Source organism: Thalassospira sp., assembly GCF_048059015.1.
In the GTDB taxonomy this organism is placed as follows: domain Bacteria; phylum Pseudomonadota; class Alphaproteobacteria; order Rhodospirillales; family Thalassospiraceae; genus Thalassospira.
In genome coordinates, this window is sequence record NZ_JBLLNT010000002.1 from 10,404 (window position 1) to 30,305 (window position 19,902).

General features: G+C 54.9%; 12 protein-coding genes and 1 pseudogene. 4 read left to right on the forward strand and 9 right to left on the reverse strand.

Translation table 11 applies throughout. The features are described 5' to 3' along the window. Nucleotides 1-18 precede the first annotated feature (18 nt). From addA to tsaE, 5 genes are read right to left on the reverse strand one after another with little or no spacing between them, the layout of a single operon-like run. Nucleotides 19-3,483, reverse strand: a complete 3,465-nt coding sequence (gene addA / locus ACMZ66_RS00715) for a double-strand break repair helicase AddA (protein WP_416933477.1) — start codon at nucleotides 3,481-3,483, stop codon at nucleotides 19-21. Next, nucleotides 3,480-6,629 carry a double-strand break repair protein AddB gene (gene addB, locus ACMZ66_RS00720; protein WP_416933479.1) on the reverse strand — a complete coding sequence of 1,050 codons (3,150 nt, stop codon included), beginning with the start codon at nucleotides 6,627-6,629 and terminating at the stop codon, nucleotides 3,480-3,482. Before addB ends, addA begins: the two co-directional genes overlap by 4 nt. Continuing rightward, nucleotides 6,629-7,405 (reverse strand): nucleotidyltransferase family protein, encoded by a 777-nt coding sequence (locus ACMZ66_RS00725; RefSeq protein ID WP_416933481.1) that lies wholly within the window; start codon nucleotides 7,403-7,405, stop codon nucleotides 6,629-6,631. The genes addB and ACMZ66_RS00725 overlap by 1 nt, the downstream gene beginning before the upstream one ends. Then, nucleotides 7,402-8,517: an aminoglycoside phosphotransferase family protein gene (locus ACMZ66_RS00730; RefSeq protein WP_416933483.1), complete on the reverse strand. Its 1,116-nt coding sequence runs from the start codon at nucleotides 8,515-8,517 to the stop codon at nucleotides 7,402-7,404. Before ACMZ66_RS00730 ends, ACMZ66_RS00725 begins: the two co-directional genes overlap by 4 nt. Continuing rightward, on the reverse strand, nucleotides 8,514-9,005 hold the full coding sequence (gene tsaE, locus ACMZ66_RS00735) for a tRNA (adenosine(37)-N6)-threonylcarbamoyltransferase complex ATPase subunit type 1 TsaE (RefSeq protein ID WP_416933485.1): 492 nt from the start codon (nucleotides 9,003-9,005) through the stop codon (nucleotides 8,514-8,516). The genes ACMZ66_RS00730 and tsaE overlap by 4 nt, the downstream gene beginning before the upstream one ends. A gap of 243 nt (nucleotides 9,006-9,248) precedes the next feature. Between tsaE and ACMZ66_RS00740 the strand changes: the two are divergent. Together ACMZ66_RS00740 and ACMZ66_RS00745 are read left to right on the forward strand one after the other, a co-directional pair. After that, nucleotides 9,249-10,270, forward strand: a pseudogene (locus ACMZ66_RS00740) (NAD(P)/FAD-dependent oxidoreductase). Between the two features lie 39 nt (nucleotides 10,271-10,309). Further along, nucleotides 10,310-10,708: a GFA family protein gene (locus ACMZ66_RS00745; RefSeq protein WP_416933487.1), complete on the forward strand. Its 399-nt coding sequence runs from the start codon at nucleotides 10,310-10,312 to the stop codon at nucleotides 10,706-10,708. Between the two features lie 6 nt (nucleotides 10,709-10,714). Here the strand turns inward: ACMZ66_RS00745 and ACMZ66_RS00750 are convergent, their stop codons facing one another. Then, nucleotides 10,715-11,224 (reverse strand): heme-degrading domain-containing protein, encoded by a 510-nt coding sequence (locus ACMZ66_RS00750; protein ID WP_416933489.1) that lies wholly within the window; start codon nucleotides 11,222-11,224, stop codon nucleotides 10,715-10,717. Nucleotides 11,225-11,304: 80 nt separating this feature from the next. Next, a complete protein-coding gene (gene lepA / locus ACMZ66_RS00755; protein ID WP_416933491.1) occupies nucleotides 11,305-13,110 on the reverse strand; it encodes a translation elongation factor 4 in 1,806 nt (601 codons plus the stop codon). Nucleotides 13,111-13,629: 519 nt separating this feature from the next. Here lepA and ACMZ66_RS00760 point away from each other — a divergent pair. After that, complete coding sequence (locus ACMZ66_RS00760; RefSeq protein ID WP_416933493.1) at nucleotides 13,630-15,678, forward strand: sensor histidine kinase; 2,049 nt, start codon at nucleotides 13,630-13,632, stop codon at nucleotides 15,676-15,678. Nucleotides 15,679-15,779: 101 nt separating this feature from the next. After that, nucleotides 15,780-16,253 (forward strand): hypothetical protein, encoded by a 474-nt coding sequence (locus tag ACMZ66_RS00765; RefSeq protein ID WP_416933495.1) that lies wholly within the window; start codon nucleotides 15,780-15,782, stop codon nucleotides 16,251-16,253. A gap of 114 nt (nucleotides 16,254-16,367) precedes the next feature. Here ACMZ66_RS00765 and pheT read toward each other — a convergent pair whose 3' ends face one another. Beyond that, the gene (gene pheT, locus ACMZ66_RS00770; RefSeq protein ID WP_416933497.1) at nucleotides 16,368-18,776 is read right to left on the reverse strand and encodes a phenylalanine--tRNA ligase subunit beta; all 2,409 of its coding nucleotides are present in this window, start codon (nucleotides 18,774-18,776) and stop codon (nucleotides 16,368-16,370) included. A 4-nt stretch (nucleotides 18,777-18,780) separates the two neighbouring features. After that, a complete protein-coding gene (gene pheS / locus ACMZ66_RS00775; RefSeq protein WP_416933499.1) occupies nucleotides 18,781-19,851 on the reverse strand; it encodes a phenylalanine--tRNA ligase subunit alpha in 1,071 nt (356 codons plus the stop codon). Nucleotides 19,852-19,902: the final 51 nt, after the last annotated feature.

The following is a 19,902-nucleotide window of genomic DNA, read 5'->3' on the forward strand; positions in this document are numbered from 1 at the left end:
TCTGCAGAGTTGGTTACATTAGCCAAACGTCAAAATATGTTCGGGAAGCTCCACCATCCACGGCCCGTTGGTCCAGAGGATGAAACATCTGACCTTTTTGCCCGGATACATTTGCGCCAGTGCGGCCCGATAAATCGACATCTGCCGACGATAGGCCTTTGGCGTACCTTCTACATCACGCGGCGGTGGACGATTGGTTTTGTAATCGACAATCATCACCTCGTCATCGCGCACCACAAGCCGGTCGATCTGGGCGGAAACCACATCCCCGCCAACAATGCCAACCAACGGCACTTCGGCACGTGATCCTGGCGCGAAAACCGGCGCGAAATCGGGATGATCAAAGATGCCAAGCGTTTCATCGGCGATCTCGGCCTGAATATCGGGCTCAAGCGCATGGACAGGTTGCCCCAGGAACCGTTCAGCCGCCGCACGGCGTGCGTGATCTGGTAAATCCGGCAGCAATTCCAAAAGCTTATGGATCAGAATACCGCGTTTAAAGCTTTGGCCCTGATCCCCGCCCAATGGTGACTGGACAGCCGGTTCTTCTTCAAGCGGACGGCTTGGCGCCAATGGCTTGGGCGGAAAGGCTTCTTCGGGCGCAATCGCACGGATCAGGCTGCGTTTTAATGATTGTTGCGCATCTGAAACATTATCAATCCTGTCTGGTTTTGGGGCTTCTGACTGATCCGTTTCCCAAATCCAGCCCTCCCCGTCCCAGCCTGACCCGGAATAGGCACCAAGATCAATCTGGACAGGTTTGGCGCAACCTTCCATCGCCTGTTGGCACAGATTGTACCAGCAATGCTCCGGCGCCTTACGCCTGCCCTGCCAGCCACAAATATAAAGCCGATCTTCTGCGCGGGTCAGTGCGACATAAAGAAGGCGGTTATATTCCTGATCGCGCTTAACAGCATTCGCATCACGCAGGCGCGACACAATATCGGTTTCCAGTGCCACACGCGGCAACCAGAACATCAGGTTTTTGTCTTCCTGCCAAAACAGGTTCGGCGCCTGTGTCGGAACCTGCATGGTGTCTGGCAGGAACACGATCGGGGCCTGCAGGCCCTTTGCCCCATGCACGGTCATGATGCGGACTTCATCACGTCCGCTTTGTTCAAGGTCACGCTTGATCTCGGCGTCACCCGCCATCAACCAATGCAAGAAGCCCTGAAGCGTTGGGGCGTGATCGGCCTCATAGCCCATGGCAAGGTTCAGGAATTCATCAATCGGGTCGTTGGCCTCAATCCCAAGACGGCCAACCAAACGTGCCCGAACGCCACGTGCGTCATCGCCCCGCCCGCCCAAAAGTTCGGCATACAGTTCAAACGGGCGTTCGTAATCAACCCGGCCCAACCACTTGAACAGAAACGCATAGGCACGTGCAAAGATCGAACCATCCTCGACCGTTCCTGCCCTTTCACGCAGCGCATGCCAAAGGGTTCTGGGCCGGTTATGGGCAATGTCAAACAGCTGATCATCATCAAGCCCGATCAACGGACTTTTAAGCACCTCGGCCAGTGTTAGGTCATCTTCGGGCATCAGCAAGAACCGACCAAACGCCACCAGATCCATCACGGCCAGCTGATCGGTGATCTGCATACGGTCAACACCGGCAACCGGAACATTGCGTTCTTTCAGCGCCTTAACGACTTCATCGACAAAGGCCGTACGACGGCGCACAAGGATCATGAAATCCCCCGCACGGACCGGACGGCCACGCGATGTCAGGGTTTCCTTTTCATCAATCGCATGGCGGATGCGCCCGGCAATGACGCGGGCTAACCTGATTTCTGGGTCTTCCAGACGCACAATCCGGGTTGGTGGCGTCCAGGGGTCTTCGGGGGCACGTTCCTGCGGCTCCACCGCCGGCCAAAGTTCGATCCGCCCGGCCTGACCAACGCGAAACGGGCTATGGAGAACATCTGCGCCATCATCGCCGACACCTTGCTTGGCAACCGGTCCGGCAAAGACGCGATCCACCGTTCCAAGCACCGCATCAGTCGAGCGGAACGATATGTTCATTGGCACTTCGCGCCAGTCAGCGGCAATTTCCTTTGCCCGTTCGCGGAAGTAGCTTCGCATTTCGGCAAACTTTTCCGGATCGGCACGCTGGAAGCTATAGATCGATTGTTTCGCATCGCCAACGGCGAAGATTGTGCGCGGCTTATCGGCATGCCGACCAGCATCAATAAAGAATTCTTCGGCCAGAATACGAACCACTTCCCACTGTTCGGGGTTGGTATCCTGCGCCTCGTCAATCAGGACATGATCAAGCCCTTCGTCGAGCTTGAACAGAACCCAACCGGCAATCCCGGCCTGGCGTTGCAAAAGCTGCAAGCTGGTCAGGATCAGGTCATCGTAATCAAGGCGCGCATGCAGGGCCTTTTTCGTGGCATAGCGGTCCAGCATCGCATTGCCGATGGTAATCAGGGCCGACGTCGCACCGGCCATGGCGGCGGCCTTGCGCTGTCGATCAACCTCAACCAGACGCGCGCATTCCTGTTCAAGCGCATCTGCCCCCATCGGGTGGTTTTCCGCCGCGCCCTTGGTGATCAGCTTGGCGCGCGGTTCACCTGCGGTCGTAAAGAACACGCTGCGATAATCATTAAACACTGCCAATCGGTCTGCGACCGTCGTCTTTTCAAGGAACTGGGCCAATGCCGGAACGCGGGCAATATCGGTCTTGGTTCCAGCTTCAAGCGCGGCAAGACCACGCAAAAGACCATCGCGGTCAAAGGCAGCATCCGAAAGCGCCTTGGTCAGAATGGTTTCCTCATCCAAACCAACCGGTACACCAAGCGCGCTATAAACCGCATCACGCATGCGATGCGCACCGCCAAGGTTGGCCAGCATGCGTTTCAGGCGTCCGCGTTCACGGGCAAGCTCGCTCATGACCTCGCCAAAGGCACCTTCGCGAACCTGACCGGTGACAACTGAAAGGGCCTTGGCCAGATCTTCGTCCCGGCCGGTGCGGGCAAAGGCAAGGACCTCTTCTTGCACATCGGCCATGGTTTCGGCCGCCGTGCGGTCATCCATAATCTCGAAATGCGGGGCAAGTCCGGCTTCAAGCGGGAAACGGCGCAACAGCGACTGACAAAATGCGTGGATCGTCTGGATTTTCATCCCGCCCGGCGCATCAAGAACCCGGGCAAACAATTGGCGTGCGCGCATGGTTTCATCGGAACTGGGCGATGTCCCGGCCAGATTGGCCAGATCATCATGCAATTCGCGGTCTTCCATGGTTGCCCAACGACCAAGCCGTTCATTAACACGGTTGGCCATTTCGGCCGCGGCTGCCTTGGTAAAGGTCAGACACAGAATGCGATGTGGCTCGGTGCCAGACAGCATCAAACGCAATACGCGATCAGACAGAACCTTGGTCTTACCGGCCCCGGCCGATGCAGACACCCAAACCGATGCATTCGGATCAGACGCATTGCGTTGCAGGATATTGGGATCAGTTCCGCGCATTCCGCTCATGACGCTTCCCCTTCCCTGCTATCGCCATCCGCAGCATCATCAACGTCCTCGCTGCCCATCCATTCGCGCAGGCGCGCCAGATGGACATAATCGGAATATTTCGGCGCATGATCAGGATGCGGAACACTCAGATACGGTGTCGCCGGATCAGCAAAGGCTGCGGCCAATCCATTGACCCCGTCAACGGCTGCATGGGCGAGTTCCGCCGGGGTGGTTTTCATCCGGCCTGTATTGATTTCAACAATCTCACCCGCCGGATCACCGCCCGAGAGTTTCCAGAATGCCATGCTGGCAGGCGGCCCTGCTGGCACATCGCCAAATCCGCCCTTTTCAGCAATGGCGGCTTCAAGCGGTAATTGCGGGGCGAAGCCATGGGCAACATCACCCTGACTGGGTGGTGCGCCGGTTTTATAGTCAATGATGGCAATCCCGCCATCGCGCAGCTGATCAATCCGGTCAGCACGGGCATAGACCTGAAAACCGCTGCTGGTATCAAGGGTTCCGGCCTGCTCGGTATAGGATTTGCGAACTGCGTCGCGCCGTGCGGCTTCGGTCTGGATGAACCATTTGGCAATCCGTTCAAACCGCGGCCACCAAAATGCCCAAAGGCCCGGCCGTGCAGCCAACGGCTTAAACACTTCGCGCCCAATGATCAGCAATTCATGTTCACCATCAGGTGGCAAATGATCTGGATGGCGGGCAATGAACTGATCAAGGGCATCATGGATCAGGTTACCGTAATCAGCCGCACCCGGGTCTTCGTCCACCCCATCAAGCTTGCGCAGGCCAAGGATATGGCGGGCATATATCGCATAGGGATCGCGCATCCATGTTTCGATCTGGGTGACCGACAAGCGATCAGGTCGGGCCGATACCGGCGGTTTTGGTGCGGGACGGCCGATTTTGATGCGCATATTCTCAGACGGCTCATCAAGGGTTTCGGCAAGAGCGCGCCATTCGGTTGCTTCAGGCTTCTCCATTGGAACGCCCGATTTCCGAAGAATGTTTTCAATCCGTAACAACCAGCGTGAAGGCACGGTCGGCGTACCTTCGATACGCAAAGCACGGGTCATGACCACATCTGGCGAACAAAACAGCTGCTGGAAATCATGGGCCGATTGCCCCACCCGGTGTTCGGGGGCCGGCAGACCAAAATTGCGCCGCATCGGGCGGCTCATCCACGGGTCAGCCCCGGCTTCGGGCGGCCAGACACCTTCGTTCAAACCACCCAAAATGGTCAGATCGGCCTGCTGCATCTGCGCTTCGACGGTGCCCCAGATAAACAGGCGCGGATGCTTGCCATAGCGCGGGCGGACTGCGCGGTCGGCCATCAGGGCATCCAAAAACGCACCATACCGATTGCCCGGCATCGGTGTGAATTCGCCCAAGGCATTCAGCAATTCATGAACGAAATCAGCCAAGGCCTCACCCGCTTCACCGCGCCACAGGCGATCAGCCCCCGATTGGGTATCACTGGCTGCCAAGGCCTCGGCGGCGGTGATGTGGCAGCGCAGTGCATGAACCGGCGCAAGTGTGGTATCCGCATTCAGATCCGATAGTGCATCCAGACAGGCGGCAAACCGTTCGATAAGATCGGTCAAACGCGCATGATCATCGCGGGTGCGATCGATCCGGGCCGTCGCGTTATCAGACCCGCTGGATGTCAGTCGATCAATCACCTCATCGCGCCAACCATCAAGGGCGGTTTGCAAACCATCCAACCCGGGCCCTGGACGCGCACCCCGCAAAACATTTTGTTCAAGAAGCCGGGTCAAAACGCGGAAGGTCTCCGGCGGCAGGCCAGCAGCCGACAGTGGATGCTTTAACAGTTCAAGTAACGGAACCGGGGCAAACTGTTCCTGCACTGCACGGACAACAAGGCGCAGGTAGATCGCCGGTGCCGTGTCATGCAACGGAATACCCGCTGAATTGTCAATTTCAACTTCCCAACGGCGAAGTTCGGTCGCAACGCGGCGCGCAAGACCGCGATCTGGCGTCACCAGCGCACAGGTTTTTCCGGGGTGCTCAAGGGCCTCACGCATCATCAACGCAATCGTGGTTGCTTCTTCACGTGCGCCGGAACAATCAATGCGCAACACGCCATCCATAACCGATGGCGCAAATCCGGTGATGTGACGCCAATGATGGGTGGTTTTGGCCGGGCGCAGGGCTTCGCGGGCCAGACGGCGGCGTTCAATGGTGGCGTCATCATCCATACCAATGGCTGGCCATGGCAAGACACTGTCGGCATGACGGCCAATGTGATTAAGCGTCTTGCCAAGTAAATGCTGCGGATGGGCAGCATCATCAGCAATCGCAGCCCAGTCTTCGTGATTAAGCCCCTTCATCAGGCCGGGCAGAACCACACGCCCCTTGGGCATGGCAAGAACAGCCTTCATCAAGTCGCGCAGTGCCGGAAACGGCCCGGTGGACCCGACAATCAGAACCGGTGTTTGCGGCGGATTGACTTCCCAAAGTTCGATCTGCGCCTTGATCAGGGCATTACGCCGCATCGCCCGGTCACTGACATCCTGGGAGGCCAGAATACCCGGCCAATGCAGGGTCAGGATTTGCAGGAATTCGAGTGTCAGCTGCCAATGTTCGGCGAATTCTTCTGGCACCAAACCTTCGAGATCGTCAAAGGCGCAGTTTTCCGTCTGCACCTGATCAAGGAACCGCGCCAATTCACCTGCAAGGCGCGCGGCCTGATCAGCGGTTGGCTTTTCGCCGCGGTGATCGGGCCGGTTCATGATCAACCGGGTCAAAAGCAGATTTCGTTGCAAGTCCGGAATGGATGGCGGAAGATCAAGTGCTGCCTGCTCCCCACCGGCGCCATAGATCGCCAATTCATCTTCATCTGCCTCGCCCAGCGGGCGAATGGTAGGCAGAAGCGTTACCGCGCCATTTGACTGACGTAAAAACGCATCGCGCATTACTTTGGCGGATCGACGGTTGGGCACCATCAAAACGTAATCGGGCAATTGATCAGGTTGCTCGACGGTTTCGGCCATCAGCTGCTTGGCGATCAGATTGGCAAAGGCCTCGCCCGGCGGAATGAAATACAGGTTTTCAGGCAGCGCGCCGTAATCGGCGAACGGGCCGTCGTCATATTCGGGTGCGTCCATGTAATCAAACAGGTCCGCCATTAATTGCCCCCGGACTGTGACGTGGCTTGTTTGGCGCGTTCAATCTCTAGCGCCTTGGCAATCACCGGCTCAGACGCCAAAAGGGCATCGGGTGTACCGATATGGAAATGCCCGCCATCATGGACCAGACCATAACAGCGCCCCGCTGCCAGCGCCTTATCATAAACAACATTAAGCGAAAAGGCCCCGTCTGGCGTTCCTTCAAACAAACGCGGCGAAAGCACTTGAACACCGGTAAAGAAATAGGGCGCGCTTGGCGCATCGCCTCGGCGTTTCAGCCTGCCATCGACTTGCCAGAAGAAATCACCCGCCCCGTCATAACCATAGCCATCCGCGACCGGATAGATCGCCAAAAGCGCGTCCATATGCTCCGGATCAAAGGCACTGGTCAGTCGATCAAACAGTGCATCGCGACCTTCGGTCCAAAACACATCCGCATTCGCAATCAGGATGGCGTCCTGATCCAAAAGCGACAGGGCGTTTTTCACCCCACCGCCGGTCTCTAGCAGGTCCATTTCGGGCGAGGTCAGGACTTTGGGCGCCGCGCGTTGGGCCACATGATCAATGATCTGCTGACCCAGATAGTGGCTGTTGACCACCGCCTGATCAAACCCGGCCGATGCCAGTTTATCAAGCACATGATCAAGCATCGGCTTGCCTGCAACCGACACCAATGGCTTTGGCATGGTATCAGTGATCGGACGCATCCGTTTGCCAAGACCGGCCGCGAGAACCATCGCCTGCGCCTTTTGCATATTGGCGGTTTTTCCGGTCATTGCTCTGCCTCATGCGATGCGGGGTTGGTAAGACTTGGGGCGACACGGGCGGAAAGCGGGATATGGGAATCAACCCAATCCTGAAGCACTGGCAAATCAGTGGCCGCACCGCGCAGGATAAGCTCCCAACATCTTGGAATAAAGTCAAAATACCGCGTTTTGCCCGCCTTGATCGCAAGCCAGCCAAAGCGACCCAGAATACGGAAATTGCGCACCATCGACGTCGCGACATAGGATGTTTCGAAATCAGAACGATCAATATCTGGAAAGGCTGCCAGGTAAAACTGCTTCATCCGGGTTTCCAGATCAGTACCGATATCATGACGCACATCGCGCAACAGCGACGCCAGATCATAGGGGCGCGTGGCAATAGCTGCGTCCTGAAAATCAATGATGCCGCAATCATCGCCGCCATCGCCATTTTCGACCAGCATCAGGTTATCGACATGATAATCCCGGTGAATGATCACCTCACCCGCCTGCCAACACAGCGGCAAGACATCATCAAGTAATTGATCAAACGCCGTGATTGCAGCCATGCGCTTGGCATCATCGGCAATGATCAGCGGCAGATAATCAATTTTAAAACTGGCCAGCATACGGCGGAAGTTTTCGGGCTCATACTGCACAAGGCCCGAACCATCCATACCACCGCCATCACAGAAACGATGCAAGGTGATTAGCTGCTCGACCGCACGCAAATAAAGCCCGTCTTGCCCCGTACCATCCATCATGGCACCGGCCTGAAGTGCTTCGGTAAAGGTTATATCGCCAAAATCTTCAATCAGGACCAAGCCGCGCTTTTCATCAGACGCCTGAATTTCCGGTACCCGCCATCCTGCACGCTCAAACAATTCCGTTGTGTGCAAAACCGGCGCGACTGATGCCGGGCGTTCGGGATCATCATAAATGCCATGCGGATCGACATGGATCGCACTTGGCGGGAAATCCATCAAAAGGGCTGTGTCATGACGACGTTCAAGACGGAAATATTTGCGGGCTGATGCGTCATCAACCAGTGGCGATACCTGCGCATTTTGCCAGCCGCACGCCACCAGGAAGTCCTGACGTTCAAAATTCCGGCGTTCCTGATCAGGGTTTGCGCGGCTCATTTGCCATCCCCTGCCAAAGCCACTACATCAAGCCCTTCAATGCGCGCGGTCCAGTCATCGCCTTGTGGCTTCAGCAAAAATACACGTGCATCCGGATTTGATCCGGGTTCGATATGAATGTCCAAACGGTTGTCCGGTGTCAGATATTCCAACCGATCAGGCCATTCAATCAGACTGACGGCATCGGCAAAGGCGTCTTCGATATCAAGCTCGTGGACTTCTTCGGGATCAGACAAACGGTACAGATCAAAATGCCAGACCGGCAGCGGATCAAGTTCGTAAATCTGTACGAGCGTAAAGGTCGGACTTGGGACTTCTTCATGCGGGTTATTGGCAATGGCGCGGATGAAGGCACGGCAAAATGCGCTTTTGCCCATACCCAACGTTCCATGCATCAAAATAACGTCGCCCGCCTTGGCAACAGCGGCAAGTTTGGCCGCAAGGGCCTCGGTCCCGTTTTGATCACTGACAGTGACTGTCTTGCTCATAATGTCCGTCGAAAGAGTGGTATCTGTTTGTTCTGTTGTAGGGGTACAACGCGGCGCTTCGCAACGATTTTACGAAATCACATGCAGGCACACATCAAAACAAACCAAACACGGCAATTTTGCCCGGTTTACATTGCGATTAATGCCCCCAGATGCTATTTCGCGAATAACAGATTTCCCGCACATCGCCGGGCCTAGGGTACGGACCCTACCCAAATTCGATACTATTTGGATGGATTGAGTATGTCAGACGCATCACACAGCACAGATATTGCCATTATTGGCGCAGGCCCGGTCGGGCTTTTTGCGGTTTTCGAAGCCGGTATGCTGGGGCTTAAATCACACGTGATCGATGCGCTTGATATGGTTGGCGGCCAGTGCAGTGCGCTTTATCCGGAAAAGCCGATCTTTGATATCCCGGCCCATCCGCAGATCGCCGGTCAGGACCTGATTGATCAGTTGGCAAAACAGGCCGAACCGTTTGAGCCGACCTATCACCTGGGTCAACAGGTCACCAAGCTTGAAAAGCGTGATGATGGCCGCTTCATGCTTGAAACCACTACGGGCACCGTGATCGATGCCGGTGCAGTTGTCATTGCTGCTGGTTGCGGAGCTTTTGGCCCGAACAAGCCGCCGATGGATGGCCTTGAAGATTACGAAGGTTCGGGTGGCGTTCAGTATTACGTCAAACGCCGCGCTGATTTTGCTGGCAAGAAAGTAGTGATTGCCGGTGGTGGTGATTTGCTGTCGACTGGGCGCTGTCACTTCATGATGTCGCAGAAAAAGTGATGGTGGTGCACCGTCGCCCGAAATTTCGCGCAGCCCCCGATAGCAGCGCAAAGCTTCAGGCATTGGCAGAAGCCGGCAAGATCGAAATGGTCATCCCCTATCAGCTTAAGGGCCTTAAGGGCGAAAATGGTCAGCTGTCGCACGTGGTTGTGGCAACGCTTAAGGGCGAAGAGCTTGAGCTTGAAGCAGATCATCTGCTGCCGTTCTTTGGCCTTGCCATGGAACTTGGTCCGATTGCCGATTGGGGTCTTAACCTTGAGAAGAACCATATCGGTGTAACCCAGGCGACCATGCAGACTTCGGTCCCGGGCATCTTCGCCATTGGCGATATCGCAACCTACGAACATAAACTGAAACTGATCCTGTCGGGCTTTGCCGAAGGTGCCAGCGCGATCCACGCGGCCCGTTCCTATCTGTTCCCGGACAAGGAATTCCACTTCGAATATTCGACCACCACGGGCGTTCCGAACGAATAATCGAAGCCAGTTTCAGCCACCATTTCAGGAAAGCGCACCATGACCACGAATTCCCAAATCCATTCCGGTGGATGTCTTTGTGGCGCGGTGCGCTTTGTTGCTTCTGGTGATCCGATTGGCGGCAATCACTGCCATTGTGGCATGTGCCGCAAGGACAGTGGCTCGGGCGTATCAAGCTTTGTTTGTTTTCCGACCAGTGCAGTGACCTGGGATGGCAAACCGACCGATTATGAAAGCTCGCCGGGCAAATTTCGCGGCTTCTGCCCGAAATGCGGATCAAGCCTGACCTGGCGCAATGGTGCTAAGGACAGCGAAATTGATTTCCGCCTTGGAAGCTTTGATGATCCACGCCCGTTCAAGGCCCGCATACATCTTTGGATGAGCACCGCCCTTGAAAGCTTCGCCGGGATTGACCCGGATATCGAGCATAACGACTAAGTTATCTTAGACCGAGACACCAAGATGCTCGGCCAGCACGCCAACGATCATGCCGTGATCTTCGTGGGACGCTAGACCCGATACGGTAATCGCACCAATCACACCGACACCGGCAACCCGGATCGGGAAACTGCCGCCATGATCGGCAAAGTCGGCGAAATCAATTCCGTGATCGGCCAGCGTCTTGCCCTTGGATTTCAAGGCCAATCCGAAACGCATTGAACTTTCATGTTCCCGCAGCACCAGATTGCTTTTGCGTCGTGCCCACGCGTCATTCGCCGGTTTGGCACCGGGAAGGGATGCGTGGAACAATGTGCGATCCGACGTCCGGATATTGATTGCCACAGGTGCGCTTTGCGCCTGCGCCACACCAACCAGTTTGGAGCCGATTGCCCAGGCGGTGTCTTCGTCAAAGCGATCAAACACCAAAATGTCTTCCTGTTTGGCAAGCTGGTCGAGATCCATCATCTGGCTCCTGTGATACGGGTTGGGCTTGTCCCATCCATACCCCAGCATGAGATCGCCTTAAAGCAGCAAAGAAAAAAGGCTGCATCACCAATGTGATACAGCCTTTGTTTCGAAATCGTAATTTCGGCTTACTTCTCGTCGCCCATCTTGAGCGCGTTGATAAAGGCCGACTGCGGAATTTCGACCTTGCCGAATTGACGCATCTTTTTCTTACCGGCCTTCTGTTTTTCAAGAAGCTTACGTTTACGCGAAACGTCACCGCCATAACATTTTGCCGTCACGTCCTTACGAAGGGCCGATACGGTTTCACGGGCAATCACCTTGCCACCGATGGCAGCCTGAATGGCGATGCGGAACATCTGACGCGGGATCAGGTCTTTCAGACGCTTACAGATCTCACGACCACGATATTCAGCCGCCGAACGGTGAACCATCAGTGCCAGCGCATCGACCGGCTCTTCGTTCACAAGGATGGAAACCTTCACCAGATCGCTTTCATCATAGCCCGCGATCTCGTAATCGAAGCTCGCATAGCCGCGCGAAATGGATTTCAGACGGTCATAGAAGTCAAAGACGACTTCGTTGAGCGGCAGCTTGTAAACAGCCATCGCACGGTTACCGACATAGGTCAGGTCAAGCTGAACACCACGACGTTCGGTGCAAAGGGTCAGAATACCGCCAAGATATTCGTCCGGCACCATGATCGATGCCTTGATCCACGGCTCTTCAATCGCCTTGATCTTGGTGACATCAGGGAAATCTGCCGGGTTATGCAGCAGGATTTCTTCGCCCTTGCTCATGGTGATCTTGTAAGACACCGACGGTGCGGTTGTGATCAGATCAAGTTCGAACTCACGCTCGAGACGTTCCTGAATGATCTCAAGATGCAGAAGACCGAGGAAACCACAACGGAAGCCAAGACCAAGTGCGGTCGAGTTTTCCGGTTCGAACTGGAACGATGCGTCATTGAGATGCAGCTTTTCAAGCGCATCACGCAGCACTTCATATTCGCTGGTATCAACCGGGAAAATGCCACAGAACACAACCGGGATGGACGGCTTAAAACCAGCCAGTGGCTTGGCGCATGGGCGTTTTTCTTCGGTAATCGTGTCACCGACTTCGCATTCGGCAACGGTTTTCATACCGCAATTGATAAAGCCGACTTCACCCGGACCAAGTTCATCAAGCGCGAGCGGTTTTGGCGTAAAGACGCCAACGCGTTCGATCTGATGGGTGACCTTGGCGTTCATGAAGCGAACTTTCTGGCCCTTCTTAAGGGTACCTTCCTTCACGCGCACAAGAATCATCACACCGAGATAGGTGTCATACCAGCTATCAACCAGAAGAACTTCAAGCGGTGCGGTCGCATCGCCAGTCGGTGCAGGAAGACGATGCACCAGTGCCTCAAGCACATCAGGCACGCCCAGACCGGTTTTGGCTGAGATCATCACGGCATCAGACGCATCGATGCCAATCACTTCTTCGATCTGTTCCTTGACCTGATCAGGCTCTGCTGCCGGAAGGTCGACCTTGTTCAGGACCGGAACGATTTCGTGATTGTTATCAATTGCCTGATAAACGTTGGCAAGCGTCTGTGCTTCAACGCCCTGTGCGGCATCAACCACCAGAAGCGATCCTTCGCACGCAGCAAGCGAGCGCGACACTTCATAGGCAAAGTCAACGTGGCCCGGCGTATCCATCAGGTTGAGCGTATATTCTTGCCCATCCTTGGCAACATATTTCAAACGCACGGCCTGTGATTTGATCGTGATGCCACGTTCACGTTCGATATCCATCGAATCGAGAACCTGATCGGCCATTTCACGTTCGGTAAGACCGCCGGTCAACTGGATCAAACGATCGGCCAGGGTGGATTTACCGTGGTCGATATGCGCAATGATCGAAAAGTTACGAATGTTCTTAAGGTCAGTCATTTTTGGCTGCTTCTGGCACTAAAATTGGCTGGCATTTCGCCGCGTGGCACATGTGTCTCTAAGTCCGTGATCGCCGATTACCGGTCGATATTTTCCCACAAACTGCAAAACTTCCCTGTTGCGGTCCATCCCGGTCAGCACACCATGTTATGGCAGCGACTCTGGGTCAGATCACATCCGTCGAACGGACTGGCATAAACAGGAAAACCCGCCTTGTGTGATTATCGCATCACTCGGAAAGCCGATAACGGATTTTCCGGATCAATCACCAGCCGGTTTATAGGGGTTTTTGTCCGGAATTAGAAGCGTTGTGTTGTGTTTGGGCCGCGACGAATTCACATGGCTGACAAGCAATGGGACATTCCCCGTCTGACCGTGCCGTCAAATCAATGTCGATAAAGACTTTTTGGACATATCCACCCTTGAATTCATCGGTTTGCCTCCTTTTCAACTTGGCGAAAAGAACATAGGTTTTAGATCAGCAAAACCCAAACAACCCTGACAGGGACCGCCACACGCATGTTCATGACATCCATCGAGCCATCCCTGTCACGGCGCAGCCTTGTAAAACTGCGCAAACGGCTTGCGGCATTGACCCTTACCGGTGTGTTCGTGCTGCTGTTTTCCTTCTTCTTTATCCAGAAGACGCTTTATGACAGCGCAGTTGAACATGCCAGTACCCAACTTGAAGCCACCGCCTATCGGCTTGGCTCGATGTTGCTGCTTCACGAAGACATTGATCTTCAAAAAATTGTCGAAGCCGATTCCGGGATTACGGTTGGCGTCCTGAACGGGGATCTCAATCAGGTAAAGGGCTTCATCCCCCCGCATCTGATCGGCGATCTGGGCGATTATATCAACACCACGAAGACCGAACGTGATTCGCTCCTTTGCGTTCATGGTGGCCAGGTCATGATCATGGCCTATAGCAAGCTGCCGCAAATTGATCGGGTCGTTGTCGCCTTTACCCCGCGCAGCGTGCTGATGGATAACTGGCGCGAAGCGTTTATCCTTCATGCACTGATGTTCATCATGGCGATGGTCATAATGTGCGGATTGGCCGTCTGGCTTTGGCAGCGACTGAAGCGCCAACATATGCGCGCAGCCCATCTGGCCGAACATTTCAGCGACACAGAAAACACCCTGTCGGAATGCGGATGTGCTGTGATCAGCTGGCCGGTGGATTCACAAAACGGGCAATTGTCCACACAGCTTAACTGGCCGGAAATCCTCGGCCCGCTTGATGAAAAGGTCGATGCGACCATCGCTGGTCTGATTGATCGCCTGTCGCCGGCATCGCGCAAAAAACTGCATGGCCCGTTGATCGACAATGTCTGGCCCGATGCCCGTGTCGGGGCAATGGTCGATATCAAGACAAGCGCCAATCATATGCAGCGTTTCTACCTGATGGCGCACCGATATGCCGAGGATGAACAAGATTTCATCTCGGTTCTTTTGCTGGAAACCGCTGCCCAACAGGAACTTTGCCATCCGTTTGAAACCTATTTGCGCCACACGCCCGAACCAGCCATTGCAGTTGATGAAGAAGGCATTCTGCGTGGTTTCAGCCCGGCCCTTGAGGAGCTCGTTGGCCTGCATTTGCATGATCTGATCGACAAGCCGTTCTTCAAGCTGTTCGAACCCGAAGATCAACAAGCTGCCATGACCGCGTTCCGGCCAAGAGCAGGATCACAGACCGTTGGTGACGGAAAATCAATCCTTCGCGTGCGCGACCGCAAGGACAATGTTCATTGGCTGGCATGGCACGGGATTGGCCCGTTTGACGGCATGATTTTTGGCAGCGCACGCGATGTCAGCGAGTTTGTCGAAAATGCCAACAAACTGCGCGATACGTTGGATCAGCTCAAACGCAGCAACGAAGATCTTGAACAGTTTGCCTATGTGGCATCCCACGATTTGCAACAACCGCTGCGCATGGTGGCAAGCTATACCCAGCTTCTAAAACGGCGCTATGGCGGCACACTTGATCAGGAAGCCGACGAATACATTGATTATGCGGTTGATGGCGCAAAACGCATGCACAAGCTGATCAGCCATCTTTTGGAATATGCCAAGACCGGCACCAATGAGGATTTCAGCGAGATTGACTGCAATCAGGTCCTCAATGAGGCCCAGGCAGACCTTAAAGCCGTCATTAGCCAAGAACAGGCAACCATTACCCATAATGATCTGCCAACCGTGATGGGGGATCGCATCGCGCTATCGCGTTTGTTCCAGAACCTTCTGTCTAACGCGATCAAATACCGCCGCCAGGGTGTCCCGCCACATATCGAAATCACTGTCGAACCCGACCCGGTCATAAGTGATTATTGGCGCTTTGCCATTCGCGATAACGGGATTGGTATTCATCCTGAACATGCGCAGCGCATTTTCCGTCTGTTCCAACGCCTGCATAAGGATGAGTTTTCCGGTACCGGCCTTGGCCTGTCGTTATGTCGCAAAATCGTTGAACAGCATGGTGGTCGCATCTGGCTTGATACCAGCCGCCCGATCAGCGATCCGGGAACGACCATCATCTTTACCTTGCGTGTCCATCGCCCGGATTAAAGCCCGAAAGCCATCGGCGATGTGGCAAGCATATTGCTTCTGATATCGACAGGAATTGGCAGCGGGGAAAAAGCTGCCTCGTCGCGTCGATGGAGCACTGCATGTTCAATAAACCTAACCTGTCACTGCGTTTGATCAGGAATTTTCTGGTGATGCTGGGCCTGACCGGCCTTGCGGCCTGTGGTTCGGACATGCGGACCATGAATGACAGCCACATGCAAAAGCTTGCCTTCTTCTTTGCTGAACATGAACCGGGCGAGCCCCTGCCACGTGGCTGGCGCAGGCTTGATGGTGCAGAAATCAACTATCGTTTCGTGAACGAAACTTATGCTGTCTATTCAATTGATGAGGATGAGCAGCTTCTGGTCATGCGTCTTTACGATAATGGCGAAGGCCGCCTTGAAGCGGATGACGATCGCGAACGTTGTGTCTGGAACAGCATGGCTGATCAGCTGAGCATTGAATGCGATGACACCGATATGGAATGGCATATCTTTTCCAATGGGCCGGATTTGGTCGCACTTGACCTGGACGAAGATGAATATGCCATTATGCGTAAACGCCCGGGTCGGTAATTTTGTCCCGGCATTGCCGTGGACCACACCAGTTCCTAATCCGTATTAAAAAGAAAAACGGGCCACCCAAATCATGGGCAGCCCGTTTTCGTTGATGGTTATAACCCGTCGCGATTACGCGCGCTGAGTACCACCTGTTGCTTTTTCCACAGCAGCGACAACCTTTTTGCAGACCGTGTCGATTTCTTCTTCGGTCAGGGTTGCCTTGGTCGGCTGCAACGTGATCGAGAATGCCAACGACTTCTTGCCATCTTCAATGCCCTTACCGGCATAAAGATCAAAGATCGTGACTTCACTGATCAGGTTGCGGTCGGCCGTGCGTGCAGCCTTGATGATCGCTTCGGCTTTGACATCCACATCAAGCAGGAAGGCAAAGTCGCGTTCAACAGATTGGAAGCTTGAAGCGTTCAGGGCCGGACGACCGGTACCCTTTTTCTTCGGCATCGGGACGTTTTCGACAAACAGTTCAAAGGCAACAACGCGGCCTTTCACCCCAAGCGCCTTGAGCACTTTGGGGTGCAGTTCACCGAAATAGCCAAGAACGTTTTTCGGACCGAGCTGAACAGCAGCCGAACGACCCGGATGATACCAGCTTGGCGCACCTTCGGTATTGATCTGAAGGTTTGCCGCATTGGTGCCAAGGGCATCAAACAGGGCTTCGGCATCGGCTTTGACATCAAACACATCAACATCGCGGCGCGAGCCGGTCCAGCTGCGCTCGGTCGTCGAACCGGCACGCAGGCCAGCTGCGACCAAGCGCTGATCGCCCGGCTGATCACCAAAGAATTCCGGTCCGACTTCAAACAGCGCCAGATCAGAAAAACCGCGTGCCTGATTACGACCGGCTGCTGCGATCATGTTAATCAGCGCGTTCGGGCGCATGATATCAAGATCGGAGCTGATCGGGTTTGCCAGGAACAGGCCATCCTTAAGCTCACCAAACAGTTTTGCCCAACGAGAGTCGGTAAATGACCAGGTCACGGTTTCATAGAGACCGCGCGACGCCAGAACACGCCGGGTCAGACCAACGCGCTTTTGCATCGGCGACAGGGCCGGAACCGGCAGGCTGGTTTCACGCTCCAACGGAACCGTCGGGATTTTGTCGTAACCAACGATACGCAGGACTTCTTCGACAAGATCGGCTTCGCCAATGATGTCCGGACGCCAGGTCGGAGCAACAGCAGTGATAACCGGTGTCGAACCGCTGACTTCGAAACCAAGCGATTTCAGGATTTCAATCGCACGGTCGGCATCAACAGCAACGCCACCCAGTTCCAGAATACGGTCAATGCGCAGATCAAAGGCATTACGCGGGTTCGGAACTTCGCCAGCCTTAACGACGTTGGAAACTTCACCACCACAGAGCTCGGTGATCAGGTGGGTGGCAACTTCCATGCCCCAGGCAACAGACTGCGGATCAACGCCGCGTTCGAAACGGTAACGGGCATCGGAATTGATCTGAAGTTTACGGCCAGTCTTGGCAACACTGATCGGATCGAACAGCGCGCACTCAACAAACACATTGGTCGTTTCTTCAAGGCAGCCGGTTTCATCACCACCGATGATGCCACCAATACCAAGTGCTTTTGCCTGATCGGCAATCACAACCATGGTGTCAGACAGCTCATATTCCTTGTTATCAAGGGCTGCGAGCTTCTCGCCATTGGTCGCATAACGCACATTGATGTCGCCAGACAGTTTATCTGCGTCAAACACATGCAGCGGACGACCAAGATCGTGGGTCACAAGGTTGGTGATATCCACCAGTGCCGAAATCGGACGCAGGCCAATCGCCTCAAGACGGGCTTTCAGCCAATCCGGGCTTTCGCCATTCTTAACGCCACGGATATAGCGGCCATAGAATGCCGGAACCGCATTGTTGGATGCGATATCAGAGCTGATGCCAACACCAATCGGGCTGTCAAACGAACCGGAAACTGCTTCCTGACGCGGGTCAGCCTTAAGCGTACCGATACCGGCGGCTGCAAGATCGCGTGCAATACCACGTACACCGGTGCAATCCGGGCGGTTCGGGGTCAGACCGATTTCAATGATCGGATCATCAGCACCAAGAACGGATGCAACCGGCGCACCGATCTCAGCGTCTTCTGGCAGCTCGATGATGCCGTCATGATCTTCGCCCAGGCACAGCTCACGGGTGGAGCACATCATGCCCTGGCTTTCGATGCCACGGATTTTGCCCGGCTTCAGCTTGGAACCATCAATCGGAATGATCGCACCTGGCTGAGCGAGTGCGACCTTAAGACCCGTACGGGCATTCGGTGCGCCACAAACGACCTGAATGATCTTATCGCCGGTATTAACACGGCACAGCTTCAGGCGGTCGGCATCAGGATGCTGGCCGGCCTCGATGATATGGGCGACACGGATGTCAGCAAGGGCCGCCGCACGATCAGTGACGTCTTCGATTTCAAGACCGATATCGGTCAGTTTTTCGGCAACCACCTCGATCGATGCATCGGTATCAAGGTGCTGTTTTAGCCAATTCAGTGTGAATTTCATGATCTCAGCCCCTTACCATGTTCGGTACATCCAGCGGCACGAAGCCATAATGCTTCAGCCAGCGCAGATCGGTATCGAAGAAGGTGCGAAGATCAGGAATGCCGTATTTCAACATGGCGATACGCTCAATCCCCATGCCAAAGGCAAAGCCCTGATATTCTTCCGGGTCAAGGCCGCACGCGGCCAAAACGCGCGGATGAACCATGCCGCAGCCAAGAATTTCAAGCCAGTCGTCGCCTTCACCAATTTTCAGCTCGCCGCCTTTGCGCGAACAACCGATATCCATTTCGGCACTCGGTTCGGTGAACGGGAAGAAGCTTGGACGATAGCGCACAGGCACATCATCAAGTTCGAAATAGGTTTTCACGAACTCAAGCAGGCAACCCTTCAGATGACCCATATGGGTTTTCTTGTCGATCACCAGACCTTCGACCTGATGGAACATCGGCGTATGGGTCATATCGCTATCGGAACGATAGGTGCGACCCGGCGCAATGATGCGGATCGGCGGGGCTTTGCTCTGCATCGTTCTGATCTGCACAGGCGACGTATGGGTACGCAGCACAAGGCGCGAACCGTCTTCCTGTTCAGGCAGATAGAAGGTGTCCTGCATTTCACGCGCGGGATGTTCCGGCGGAATGTTAAGCGCAGTAAAGTTATGGAAGTCGTCTTCGACGTCCGGACCTTCGGCCAGGGCAAAGCCCATCTCGCCAAAGATCGAGACAATTTCGTCAATCGTCTGGCTGATCGGGTGAATACGACCCGCAGTTTCGTCCGGGCGTGACGACAGGGTGACGTCGATCCGTTCGCCCGAAAGGCGTGCTTCAAGAGCCGCATCTTCAAGGGCCGTTTTACGGGTGTCGATTGCGCCTGCGACCTGGTCTTTGACCGCGTTCAGTGTCTGACCAAATTCACGACGCTGATCCGGGTCCATCTTGCCAAGGTTTTTCATAAGACCGGTAATGCGGCCTTTCTTGCCAAGGGCGCTGATGCGGACATCTTCAAGAGCAGCGAGATCAACTGCCTTTTCGACTTCCGCCAGAACCTCTTCGCGCAATGCTTCGATGTTTTCCATAACTTCCGACGCTTTGGCTTGGGTTTAAAAATTACAAAAAGAAAGGGGACG